Source organism: Marinobacter sp. G11, from assembly GCF_021282325.1.
In the GTDB taxonomy this organism is placed as follows: Bacteria; Pseudomonadota; Gammaproteobacteria; order Pseudomonadales; family Oleiphilaceae; genus Marinobacter; species Marinobacter vinifirmus.
Window position 1 is genome coordinate 1 of the sequence record NZ_JAJSPB010000031.1, and the last position, 11,993, is coordinate 11,993.

The following is an 11,993-nucleotide window of genomic DNA, read 5'->3' on the forward strand; positions in this document are numbered from 1 at the left end:
TGGGCGCCCACCCTGACCAACCCGCCCCCCATGCTTTATGTATGGGTACTGGCCAGCGCAGTCGTCGCCACTGCGGGGCGCTTTCTGCTGCAAACCTATGCCCAGAGCCTTTCGATACACAGCCATGGAGTGGTGATACTGGTGCTGGAACCGGTGTGGGTAGCACTATTCGCCACCGCCTGGTTTGGCGAAAGCATGACCGCCCTGCAAATGGCCGGTTGCGGCCTGATCTTCGCAGCACTGCTGGTGAACCGCTGGAGCGCCCTGAGCCGCGCCATCAAAGGCCTGCTGAAAGCCAAAAATCAGCCTCAAAGAGGTTGACCAACCCCCGCGAAATCCGTATATTTCGTCTCCGTTGCGAGACAGGACCATAGCTCAGTTGGTTAGAGCGCTACCTTGACATGGTAGAGGTCCGCGGTTCGAATCCGCGTGGTCCTACCAATCTTGCCAAGAAAGTCAGTTGCTTACGGCGATCGTGAGAACTGGCTTTTTTTGTTTCCCGATATTTTCCCAATATTTTCCCAAAACGAACCACTTATACAGTGGTTGTGCTGGGGGCAAGAAGCCCCCATTCCCGGCTTACGAATCAAGCGCTGCCTGGATGTGTTCCAGTATCGGCACAACCATCCTCTTGTCCGGCTGGCCAGCAACGCTCTGCAGGTAATACACCAGGATATCGATCAAGGCTTTGAGAAAGTTCGGGTCCATCTTCATGCTCCGTTAAGTTTGATTTGAGAGCAGGGCCCCGGATGGATGCTGAAATTTTCGCCCGAATCGGGTAAATTCGGAGTGCGGTCAGACCTCGCCAAAAGTTTTGCCCGCCATCTCAGCAGGTCTCCCGGGGCCTGCTGAGAACATTTCTAACCATTCCTGCCAAAGTGCGCAAGCTACCAACCAAACTTTTTACGGCCAAGGTCTATAGCCCGTGAATCACAGGTAATATATTGTTTTAAAAGTATAAATATATTCTGATTTTCGCCATTTTCTAGCCGGATTATGTTAACCGCCCAGTAACGGCGGGGCCTGTAGCCAGTGGTGTCATACTGCAGCCGCTGGCTAGAAACTTCGGGAAAGCTTCGCAGGGGTTACCATAGAATAAAAAGATCTGATAATGTTTGATTTGAACTTTTATTGATTCAGATCAAAAAAACCATTTCATTGCTTTAGCCGCTTTTTCTTCAGAAACGGCGCAACCGCCCAAAGATGCGACGGAAAGATCCGATGCTTTTTAATGAAAAAGTTCGGGTGCCCCGTCATCACAAGGGCCTTCGCCACCAGCTCTGAACAAAACCACTTGAACGGGCTCTGCCAGTTTCGCCCGAAAGGCAGCGCAACCAGCGCCATCCAGTCGTACTTCTTGCCCAGCTGCGATTCCAGAAACGCCACCGCCTGCAACGGCTCCGGCACCGCAACGTCAACCACCTCCATTTCATCCCACCGGAAGTGCGGCGCCGTAACTTTGCGCACGCCACTGCCGGCATTACTGCAGGGAGATATCGGGTTAGTCCTCGCCGGAGCTTTGCGAAGATGGCGGCGTGAAGAACCCGGCGGGCATTTCATCCAGGCCGCTGATGTTGCTATGCACAACGCCGCTCCAATCCTCGGCTGCGACCCGCTTATAGTCGCTCGTGACCGTGAAAAACGGGTACACTCTCGCGCCTCTAAAAGCCCACCTCGCATCCGGTAGGACGTCAGAGCTTGTCGTTCTGGTGGGCGGGACGTCAGTCGCGTAGAGCGGAATGCCGCCTAGGGGGATCGCCCCCTGCGCTCCCTGGTTCTCATACTCGTCGTCCGTAAAGTTCACGGACCGCGATCGCATCTCAAAGGATTGCCGTTCTTGCCATCGCGAGTTATGACGCACCCAAGTGCTATCCGCTGGGAACTGCCAAACGGTGCCTCCGTACACGTCTCTCAGTTGGCGGCTTTTGTTGATGTCGAAGGTGAGCTCCGCCGTGATGCCGCCGCTTTTCCCCTTGTAGTGATAGCTGTATTGCTGGTGAGCCAGCTCGCCGCCGGCTCTGATGTCGATTAGTGACAGCTCTCCCGTCGTCAACGTCATCGTGTGGGATGCAATCTGCTCATCGTTTCGATCAGACAGCGCCTCATCAACTCGGCTGAGCCATTCCTCCCAGGCAGGCCCGCGTTGATTGATCCTTAGATGTTCTTCAGCAAACTCGCCGTCTTTTACCATGGTCTCCCAGTAATACGGATGTTTCAGCGCGTCGTCCTCTTTTAAGTCCCACAGCACAATATCGCCTTGACCGTTGCCTGAGAACTTAACAACCAGGTACTCACTGGCGCGCTTAGATTCCTCTCGATCCCTTGCCATGTAAAGGGTTTGGCCACCCAGCACACTGTTATGTTGCGCCGTCGCATAGTTGACGATCACACTATCGTTTTCGGATAGCGTGTACTGCATAACGGCCTCGCAGTCCGTGCCATCTGGCGAAATATCAACCGCGATCTTTGCCGTTGCACTCACCGAATAACGGGTTTGCGAATCTTGAAACGTCGTGATTTTTGCGTATGCGCTTATCGTCCAAATGTCCTGCGTCGATTCTATGCTGCCGGTACTTGTGCCCGACGATGCAGGTAACGTGCTCCAGCTCACACTGCTATCCGGCCCGATCTGTCCTGACACCTCAGTGACGGCGTGAACCACGCCAACAACATCGTGGCTTATATGCAACATACGAAACCTGGCCCCGTCAGGTGAGAAGCACGCAGAATGAACGCCGTCGCCGTGGGCAAACGGCATATTAACGCTGCCAATCTGATCCGGCAGAACTCCCAGAAACCAGCTTGATTCGGGTAAGCTCCACACTGCGATGGTCGCCGGCGCGTCATAACCGGCGACCAGCAAGAGCCTTCCTTGCTCGGTGTCCATAATGGCGGCACCCAAAACGTCGCCCGGTATCTGCGCAAGAATGCGCCCGTGCATGTAAACCTTGTCGTCTGGGTAAAGGTAATACCGCGCCCCTGATTCACCCCATGTAATCTGCTCCCACGGTTTTTCGGGATTAAACCAGTCGGTCAAGCCCGCGTATCGGCGATCAACAGGGTGCTCCTGAAACCCGATCACGGCGCTTTTAATGCGGTCATAAATCACGCGGTCGCCAGCGATAAAAGCGTCTGCGTCCCGATCCATGTATTCCGCGATCGCCCCCTGGATAGGCTCGTCTGAAGGGCGAACCGGCAGGTCCATGGCGCTGCTTCTTTCGGGCTCATGTAACAGGCACGACAGCGTGTCGGTGCGCTCGGCCTGGTCGCCGGTTATCCGGTACAACGCGCCATAGCCGGTGACCGCGTAGGCTGTTGCGTCTTCGCTCACGCGCATGGGGACATGGCGATAAACGTGCCGCTGCCAGCCGGGGAGGATGGCGGCATTAAAAAACACCTGCGCCGGAACTTGCCATGCCCGAGGGACCAGTTGCCCATCCCTGCCTGCGTCGTGGCCGCCCTCCCCCATCGCCTGCGGGTAAATCATTAGCCTTTGAGGCTCGCCGGGTATCTCGATGCTGGCAACTTCGGCGCCAGGGGGCAAAGTCTCGGTGAAGTCTGCGCACCAGGCGGCCAGGGCCGGCGCATCGTCTGCATCTTCCATCTCCTGAAGCTCGGCCTCCAGGTTTTTAATGGTCGCTTTCCAGCGCTCTACCTGACGGCGGTATTCGCTCACCAGTAGGGCCAGCCTGGAGGCTTCGGCTACCGCCTTGTCCAAATCCTCCATGGACGGCGCCGGCGCGCCAGGCGCAGCCGTTCCGTTGTAAGCCGCCACCCATTCGGCCATCAGCTGATCCACTGCCTCGGCTGCGGTGTCATAATCCGCTTTTGCGCCATCGAGGCTCTCTTCGGCCTCTGATTGTTTTTCAGAGTAGGCATCAATGCGCTCTTCTATGTCCGCCTTGCGCTGCTCATATTGCTTGCGGTGATAGACAGGCTCGACGCCATACAGCCCTGCCCGTCCGCCGCCGATGATCCTGACTTTGCCCATTACAACCTGCCTTCGCCAACGTCCATGTACTGGTCGGTGATGTTGACGTAATAGTTGATAAACCCGGCAGTAAATGATGCGCCCCCCACATGGCACGTCATCCCCGGACGCAAGAACCAATCAATGGCTGATCGAGCCCGGATTGCCGGCGACGTTGACCAGGACCGCAAGCCCTGCAGGTTGCGATTGGCGCTGCCCTCCATCTCAGCCATCTGCATGTGCCCGCGCAGAGTGGCCGTGCTGTTTGTTGGCCCCTCGTTGTACTGGATCGTATTGATTGGGGCTCGCGCCATATCGGTCTCCAGTATCGTGCCATCTTCAAATCGCGCACCGCGTCGGATCACGAACTCGTCTGCATTGTTAATGTCAGCCATTCGGCTGTCAGCGGCTGGCACGACGGCCTGCAGAAAACTGGCCCGGCCCTGCTGAAGCGTTCCCTGCCAACTGCTGATAGGCACCCGCACCGTCTCGCCGCCGGCAGACTCCAGGTCGCAAGCATAGTATGTCTGCGTTGTGAGCGGGTCGATGATTGTTGACCAGTCGTTAACCCCCGCCGCGCGAAGCCCGCCGACTGGCGAAGGGAGCCGCGCCAGTGCGCCGGACGCCACATCAAGCCACCCGGCTAGGGAGCCGACTGGCGATGGCATGCTTGCTCGCGCCTGAGTGTCGGCAATCGCAAAAGCGGTTAAATCGTTAACGACCCTGAATGGATCTCTAGCCACCCCGAATGCAAAACGCAGAAACGACTGCCTGGCCTCATCGGTGGCAATGTGAAGCTGATAAAAGCCATGGTGAATGCGCCGGTAGCCGTTGGGCCCAGGAGCCTCCGCGACACCCGCGTAAGTTGTATCTGCCGAGTGGTGGTAAATGATCCAGGTGGGCCACGCATGATCGCTAATTCTGTGACACGCGGCGTCCCCGCCATCCGCCAAAAGGCCATAGCTTTCAAGCTTTGCTCTTGGGTCATTGCTGGCATAGGTGGCGCGCGTGTAGGTGGATGCCGAGGTCAGGCTAGAGCTGTTTGCCATCTGCAGCGCGACTCGCGATGTATGACGGCACAGAGACATCACGGCAACGGGGTAGCCAGCGATCTCTGACGCATTCTGATGCCCGACATAGCTTGTCCCCGGGGCGCCAATGATCAGCAAGTCGTGGCCGGACCAGTCGATTGAGCTGAGGCTGCCCGTTTCGACGGTTACAGTGGCGCCTGCGGCTTCCAGCAGATCAATCAGAGCAGAGTCATAATCCGCTGCAGAGACGTTTCGCTGAGCAAATACGACCGAAGTCACAGTCATTCACCAATCTGCGCAGACACCAGCTCAACCGACCCGCCGGACACGATATTCACAGACGACAGCACGACCGCACCAGGCACTGCCGTGGTGCCGGACTGCACCGCGAAGCCAGATCCCAGCGCTACGCCGTCACTGTCCGACACAGTTGCACTTACGGCCTCTCCTGTAAGCACGGCGCTTGCCAATGGACCGGGCGTCAGTATCAGAGCTCCCGTCCCGGGGTCCACGGAGCCGGCAGGCTCTGCTAACGGCAGCACGACAAGCGTGTTGTCTGCCGAATCAAGTATCCGTATTTCCGCCGGCCCAGCGGCGACCCCTTCATCCATGCGAGCCAACACCTCGGCATGCGCCCGGCCCAAAATCTCTGAACTCCAGCTCATAATTCCTGCTCCGATACCAGTAAAGTCAAAACACCCTCGCCATTACTCTCAACCACAGACTCAGGCTTGCAAATAAAGATCCCCTCCGGCACCGCCACTCGCAAAAATGCGTGCAGCCGCACCAATCGCTGCACTCTTCGGTACTGATCGGCGCTGCGAACTCGCCATCGAATCACGAAAGTGCGATCTGCCGGGCTGTGGCCGGCGTCGTTAAAGACGGCGCCGCCGTCTAGCGTTGCAATCCGGTTTGCGCGTCTCCTGACATCGCCCAGATCAGAGTCGGGCAGGTAGGGCAGCTGCACATGGCCCTCTGGATCAAACTTCAGTGCAGTCAGTGATGCAATCATGTGTCTACCCCCAACAGCATATCGAGGCCATCCTGATTGACGCGGGTTTGAATGTTTCTCAGTACCTCAAACATAAACGCCTCCAGGTGCGGAGCCAATCCATCGCCTTCAATCTTTATCATGGCATCGCCGCTGGCCATCTGTTTGGTGCGCTGCTTCATGTATTCGATCTGTGCCTGGTTCAGCTTCTCCTGTTGATCCATGGCCCGCTGGCGCCGCTCGTTTTCCCTATCGAGCTGTTTTTGTGTTTCGAAGCCGAAGCGGTCCCAGTCCGGCGCATCGTTGCTGAACAGGGAGCTGATCACATCTCCGGTGCTCTGAAAGCTGTCGCTTATACTCTGGGCAATGGCTTCCACTTTCTTGGCGTCCGCTTCCGCCTCGGCAATGTTCAGGCTTACCTTGCCCTCAATCAGCGCAATCTTCTCGTTGCTGGCAAGTTCCAGCATCTTGATCTGGTAGGCCTCAGACTGCTTGATCGCGTCTTCGGTTTTCTTGGCTGTGTCGTCCAGCGACTTGCCGGTTTTGACGATGGTGCCGCTGAACGAATTGGCCTTGCCGGTGGCTTCGTCGTAGCCGATCGTGAGAGAGGTGTTTGCCTCTGCCAACTTCTCGGTGTCGGTCTTGACCCGATCCAGCGCACCGCCGGAGGATTCGATGGCCTGAGTGGTTTCCTTTTGCTGATTCGCCGCTTCCACCAAGTTGTCGGCGTAATCCTGCCAGCCCTGCTGGGTTTCATCAGTGGCAAGGGCGGTGTCGTTGAGCATGTTCGCCAGGCTGGCGTTCATGTCTCGCAGATCCTGGGTATCTTGCTTCAGCGCCCGCTGCGCTTCAGACACTGGGGCAAAGGCCTGGGCAATGCGCTCCAGCTCGTCCGCGTTAAGCTGATCGTACAGCCAGCTGCCGATAGACCCGCCGAAGGCTTCTTCCATCGGCCTGATGATCTTGTCGTTGATAACGGTGCCGATGCCGTAGCCAACAGCACCTGCCCCGAAAAGAGCAGCGCCCACAAGGCCAAGACTGCCCGCTCCAGCTGCGACGGCCTTCACGCTGTTCAGGTTGCCAATCAGGGCTTTAAATCCCTGAGCCCCGGCCAGCGCAGTAAGCCCGGTCCCGATGGATTCCAGCCCTCCGGCCAGCCCGCTGATGGCAGGCAGCACGGTATCAATGGCTTTCGCCAGCCCCAGCATTTCACCAATGCTTTTGTAGGTGGCGTCATCCAGGTCCTGAAACTTATCGATCCCTACACCGATGGCATCAAACAGGGGCTGCAGCCCGTTGGCTATCCCCGCCGATAGATTGAGCAGCGCCGTGAAAGCATCCACCACCTGCTGCATGGCAGACTGCAGGCCTTCCACAGTGTCCAGATCAATGTCGCCAAAGATGCCAGCAAGCAGCTCTTCCAGCTCGCTGCCCAGAACGCCGAAGGCCTCCATGAAGCCAGAGATATCCAGCCCCGCCAGCGCTTCCGGGAAGTTTTCGGCAATGCGCTTCAGCTTTTCATCGATACCCTGGGCCAGCCCTTCCATGCCCGCCAGGATGGGTGCGAACACGCCATCTTCCAGCCGCAGCTCATCGCCCATGCTGTTGAAAATCGAGGTGACAGATTTAACGATGCTCTGGGTTTCGTCTGTCAGATCCTCGGCAAACGCAATCAACGCAGAGTCGATGTTGTTCTGCAGGGTTTGCGTGATCTTGCTCAGGTCGGCAGCCAGATCGTCGGCGGCATTCCCGGCTGAACCAGCCTTGTCTTCGAACGCCTCAAGGTTGCGAGCCAGGGCTTCAGAGGCGTTACCAGTCAGCGCCAGTACCAGTGTCAGGCCCTGAACGGAGCCAAACAGCCGGGCCATTTGCTCGGTGCTTCCGCCGGTGGCCTCGCCTACATCCTTCAGGAAGCCGGCAAAGCCCTTGCTTTCAAGGGCGGATGCGCTGAATTCAAGGCCTAGCTCTGCGGCCAGGTCTGTGGCTTCTTTCGTGGGCTTCAGGATGTTGGTGATGGCGGCACGGATGCCAGTGATAGCGGCGGCAGTATCGGTGCCGGTCTCAGCGGTGATGGTGGCGATGGCAGCCGCCATTTGGTCAAAGTCGAGCCCTGCAGCGGCGGCCAGTGGCGCAAGCCGGCCAATGGACGCGGACAGTTCCGGGATGGTGGTCTGGCCCAACTTCACGGCGGTGAAGAACGAATCCGCGTAATCCCCGGCTTCACTGGCAGACGCCCCGAATGCGTTCAGCACGCTCACCAGGCCAACGGTGGTTTCGCCGAGGTCTGCCCGGCCCGCCACCGCCAGCTGTTCCGCGGCGGCAATCAGGTCGATACTTTCCCGGTAATCCACGCCGGCAGAGATAGCGGAATAAGTGGCAGAGGTGATCTGCTCAAGGGACTGAGACGACCGCTCGGAATATGCCAGCAGGGCGTCCTGAAACTCTCCCAGTTCGCTGGCAGGCTGGCCAATGATGGTGGCGATTTCCGCGAACGCGGTCTGGAAATCGTCACTGATCTTGATGGCGTACCCGGTGATACCGATGGCAGCCGCTGCCAGGGCCGCATCCAGCTTGATGATGCTGTCGGTTACGCTGGCCATCGGGCCTGTTACGCTGCCCACTTTATCGGTGAGCGAATCCAGGCCGCGGCCAACCGATGAGATGGCCCCGCCGGTTTTGTCGGTGCCGTTGAAGATCAGGTCAACCGTTTTTTTGAGGTCTGCCATGGTTTCTCCGGGCATTAAAAAACCCGGCGCTTGGCCGGGCTTCTGGTGTTCGGGGTGGTTATCGGCACGCTATGTTTTGCTGTTGTGTTCATACCACATAGACCACAGGCCAATTTCAGTATCGGTTAGGTAGCCCTCTGGGAAAACGTCGGGCCGGATCTCGAACAGAAACCGGCCCTTTCGGTCCGCCAAGGCTATGCTGGCTTGGATGCCTGGGTCTTGCCAGAGGGCTTTGGCTTTACCTGGGCAACCTTACCCCGGCCGGTCAGCATATAAACCTGGTTGGACAGCTCCAGAAAGTCAGTGGGGTATGCGTCGGCAATGCGCACCACATCCTGCAGCTTCAGCTCCGGCTCCACCACGGCCAGCTGCACATGCACCAGCTTTTTGGCGAGCGCCTGCGGGGTGTCGTCACCCAGGCCAAGGCCGTCCAGCAGTGCCTGGGCCCGTTCAGAATCCGTGCCTGCCAGCTTTTCAGCCACTTTGGCCAGCAGTTTGCTGTTGTCCGCTTCCTGTTCCGCCTTTGCCAGTTCCTGCGCCGTAAGGCCTCGCACCCGGAACACTACCGGCTTCGGTTCGGCGTTATCGCCCTCGCCATCGTAGCCAGCAAAGCCCGCAGAGGTGAGCCCGGGCAGCGGGCAATCTTCCACCCGCGCCTGGAACTTGGCCTTGCGAAACGCTGCAAGGTCAAAATCACTCACAATGTGATCTCCTTGCCCTTTTCAGCCACGTTGATAGTGCAGCTGGCCACAATGTCACCACCGGCTGGGAAGGTTCGGGCAATGGCCAGAATGCCCTGCTCAATGAAGTGCTGCGGCTTGGTTTTGTCTGGGTAGAACCGGAAGTACAGGTTCTGGCCCTGCACGCTGGCAATGGTGTCGCTGATGCCGTCGGTCAGGTCTACGCTGAACGAAGCGTTGTTCAAGCTCTGGGAGGTGCTGTTCTTCACCCGGGTGTAGGTCTGTTTACTGGATGAGGAATAGCCCACTTCCGAGGGTACGAAGTCGTACGCATCGAAGGCTTCGATAAACTCCGGCGTGGCAAAGCTGGCGAATACGCCCTTCGCCAGGTCTCCGGTGTGGATCTTCGGCAGGGCGGAGCTGAATTCCACGTTGCCGAGGGCGTAATCAATGGTCGGGATCGGGAAGATGGCGCTTTCTTTGTGGCGGTTCACCAGCTGGTAGATCTCGCCTTCTTTCACAGCTGCAGCGGTGCCGCTGCTCAGTCGCACCTGGCCAAGCTCAATAGAGCCAACCGGGATGTAGGGAGGGCCGCCCGCACCACCGCGGGTCTCTACGAACTCGGTACCTTCGGTGCCCGCCACGGCAGTCACGGCGCCGGAGCCGTCGCACACGATGCTGGTAATCAGATGGGTATCCGAAAGGGCGCGGGTGACTGACAGGGATGACTGCGAGGCCACCGCCAGCTCAACACCGCCAACGAAGGCGGTAAAGGCCGCCACGGCTACGGAATCGTTGCCGGTTGCCGGGGTAATGTCTGCGCCGGTCACTACGCCATCGGGGCGCACTACCGGAGCAAAGCCGGCAGCCTGAGACCACAGCTCTTCTCCGGATTCAAACAGCTGGGCATCGCCGGAATCGTTAAGTTCTGTCATGGGGAAAGCATTCTGCCCGCCTTCGAATTCGAGCAGCGCGTTGTCTGTAGACATAGGGTTTCTCCTGGTTTTCTAGCGCCACCGGGCGCGGGGTTAGTGCGGTTGGGTTTATTGCTGGTAGGGGCTGGTGTTGCTGGTTTCGTACACAATTTCGAACGTCACAAGAATGATCATTTCTTTCTGGCCGGGGTCTGGCGAATCCATCACGGAGTCTGTGTAGCTGATGTGCTTGCACAGGCCGTTCAGGGTGTTGTCTTCACTCAGGGCATCGTTCAGCAACTCTGCCAGCATTCGGTTGCCCTGAACGCTGGAGTTAATGCTGAAATCCCGGGTGGCCATTTCGCCCACGTTCACGGTGAGCGTTACTTCGTACTTCCGGTACTTCAGCTTTTCCGCTGTTTCGGAGGGGTCCCAAAGTACCCGGGCGGGCAGGTCTCTTTCGCTGTCCAGCTGTTCGCCACGGGCCGCGCCAAGGCGGGTGGCGAAGGCCTGAACAATCTGTTCCCGAATGCTGTCTGCCATCAGTAGCCCCTCAGAATTGCATCGATCTCTTTTTCAAATTGCTGCATTTGGTACAGCGCCATGTCTTCGCCAACGGTTTCTTTTACATCGGTGAATACCTGGGAAAGCGACGGGCCATAGAACACCTTGATTTTGCCGCCCTGGGTGCCGGTTCTGGCCCTCCGGCCAACGATGGCCACTCGGCCCTCTGTTCCCGGCAGTACCATGTAGAACGGTTTCCCCTCTATCTCGTCATCTCCGGAGAACACCTTGGCGCCGCCCGTGGGCTTAACCTTTACCCTCAGGCCGCGCGAAGGAATAGCCGGGGGCTTAAGCCAGCCCACTTTGTCACCAGAAACCATGGTGTCAGTTGAGAATCGGGACAACAGAAGGCCGCGAGTAGGTGTTGAAACCTTTGCTTGAGGATTGCGTATGGATGCGTCGCTGATTGCCAGCAAGCTCTTGACGTAAGCCGCGCTCAGCCGGACCTGCTTTCGGATCTCCTTGCTGGACTCCGTGCGTGCCTTTTTGGCCGTCTTGTTAGTAGCCCGCATTCGAGCCCGCGCCGCTCCGTTTGAAAATCGAGCCAAAAGGGCCTTAACTTCCTGCAAACTGGTACGATCAACTTGAACTTCCATTTACCCAGTGCCTCGTTACATAGCCGTCGTCAGTGATCATGCCGTCAAAGGTCCAGGTGTTGTCCCCGGTCCAGCTGGGGTCTGTAATCACCACCTTGTGCCCGCGCCGTGGGCGGTTCACGTAGGTTTTGCGAATTTCCAGTTCGTCCCGGTTGGCCGGCATGTTGGTTTCGAACGCCTGGCGCTGCTCTACCTGAAGATCAATGATCACCCGCACCGGAAACGGCGCATTGGTGCCATCGTCGTACATGGCGTCCATGGCAAACTGATCATCAATGGCGGCCTCAAGCCGGGCCGCCATTGCATCGAATTTGCTCACGGTCAGCCGCCGCTGGCTTCGTCTTCGGTGTCTTCTGGCTGTTCAGCCGGAAGAACCCGCACCTTGTCGCCTGCTTTTTTTGCTTCAGCCGGGGTCATTTCCAGGCGGGTTCCGGCTTTGATGACAACTTTCGCGCCGGTTTTGTCGCGGTCTTCGCAGCGCTTTAAAAATTCAACGGTTACTTTGTTAGCCATGGTTTGCA

At 57.9% G+C, this 11,993-nt stretch carries 14 protein-coding genes and 1 tRNA gene; 2 read left to right on the forward strand and 13 right to left on the reverse strand.

What is annotated here, in order from left to right; genetic code table 11:
* Together LWH94_RS15845 and LWH94_RS15850 are read left to right on the forward strand one after the other, a co-directional pair.
* The coding region (locus LWH94_RS15845; protein WP_232902832.1) for a DMT family transporter at window positions 1–321 on the forward strand (321 nt) is incomplete at its 5' end.
* A gap of 43 nt (window positions 322–364) precedes the next feature.
* Window positions 365–441, forward strand: a tRNA-Val gene (locus LWH94_RS15850).
* A 138-nt stretch (window positions 442–579) separates the two neighbouring features.
* Here the strand turns inward: LWH94_RS15850 and LWH94_RS19450 are convergent.
* From LWH94_RS19450 to LWH94_RS15910, 13 genes are all read right to left on the reverse strand, one after another.
* Window positions 580–708: a hypothetical protein gene (locus LWH94_RS19450; protein ID WP_269802631.1), complete on the reverse strand. Its 129-nt coding sequence runs from the start codon at window positions 706–708 to the stop codon at window positions 580–582.
* A gap of 447 nt (window positions 709–1,155) precedes the next feature.
* Window positions 1,156–1,428 carry a hypothetical protein gene (locus LWH94_RS15855; RefSeq protein WP_232902833.1) on the reverse strand — a complete coding sequence of 91 codons (273 nt, stop codon included), beginning with the start codon at window positions 1,426–1,428 and terminating at the stop codon, window positions 1,156–1,158.
* Between the two features lie 73 nt (window positions 1,429–1,501).
* Complete coding sequence (locus LWH94_RS15860) at window positions 1,502–3,991, reverse strand: hypothetical protein (RefSeq protein WP_232902834.1); 2,490 nt, start codon at window positions 3,989–3,991, stop codon at window positions 1,502–1,504.
* Window positions 3,991–5,286: a hypothetical protein gene (locus tag LWH94_RS15865; protein WP_232902835.1), complete on the reverse strand. Its 1,296-nt coding sequence runs from the start codon at window positions 5,284–5,286 to the stop codon at window positions 3,991–3,993. Before LWH94_RS15865 ends, LWH94_RS15860 begins: the two co-directional genes overlap by 1 nt.
* On the reverse strand, window positions 5,283–5,429 hold the full coding sequence (locus tag LWH94_RS15870; RefSeq protein WP_232902836.1) for a hypothetical protein: 147 nt from the start codon (window positions 5,427–5,429) through the stop codon (window positions 5,283–5,285). The genes LWH94_RS15865 and LWH94_RS15870 overlap by 4 nt, the downstream gene beginning before the upstream one ends.
* Window positions 5,430–5,662: 233 nt before the next feature.
* Window positions 5,663–6,013, reverse strand: coding sequence for a hypothetical protein (locus LWH94_RS15875; protein WP_232902837.1), 351 nt, complete (start codon window positions 6,011–6,013; stop codon window positions 5,663–5,665).
* Window positions 6,010–8,718, reverse strand: a complete 2,709-nt coding sequence (locus tag LWH94_RS15880; RefSeq protein ID WP_232902838.1) for a phage tail tape measure protein — start codon at window positions 8,716–8,718, stop codon at window positions 6,010–6,012. Before LWH94_RS15880 ends, LWH94_RS15875 begins: the two co-directional genes overlap by 4 nt.
* Before the next feature lie 194 nt (window positions 8,719–8,912).
* Window positions 8,913–9,419, reverse strand: coding sequence for a hypothetical protein (locus LWH94_RS15885; protein ID WP_232902839.1), 507 nt, complete (start codon window positions 9,417–9,419; stop codon window positions 8,913–8,915).
* Window positions 9,416–10,387 (reverse strand): hypothetical protein, encoded by a 972-nt coding sequence (locus tag LWH94_RS15890; protein ID WP_232902840.1) that lies wholly within the window; start codon window positions 10,385–10,387, stop codon window positions 9,416–9,418. Before LWH94_RS15890 ends, LWH94_RS15885 begins: the two co-directional genes overlap by 4 nt.
* 54 nt (window positions 10,388–10,441) lie before the next feature.
* Entirely contained in the window at window positions 10,442–10,855 is a 414-nt protein-coding gene (locus LWH94_RS15895; RefSeq protein ID WP_232902841.1) for a hypothetical protein, read from the reverse strand.
* A complete protein-coding gene (locus LWH94_RS15900; RefSeq protein ID WP_232902842.1) occupies window positions 10,855–11,472 on the reverse strand; it encodes a phage tail protein in 618 nt (205 codons plus the stop codon). Before LWH94_RS15900 ends, LWH94_RS15895 begins: the two co-directional genes overlap by 1 nt.
* Window positions 11,456–11,791, reverse strand: coding sequence for a head-tail joining protein (locus tag LWH94_RS15905; protein ID WP_232902843.1), 336 nt, complete (start codon window positions 11,789–11,791; stop codon window positions 11,456–11,458). The genes LWH94_RS15900 and LWH94_RS15905 overlap by 17 nt, the downstream gene beginning before the upstream one ends.
* A 2-nt stretch (window positions 11,792–11,793) precedes the next feature.
* A complete protein-coding gene (locus tag LWH94_RS15910) occupies window positions 11,794–11,985 on the reverse strand; it encodes a hypothetical protein (RefSeq protein WP_232902844.1) in 192 nt (63 codons plus the stop codon).
* Window positions 11,986–11,993 lie beyond the last annotated feature (8 nt).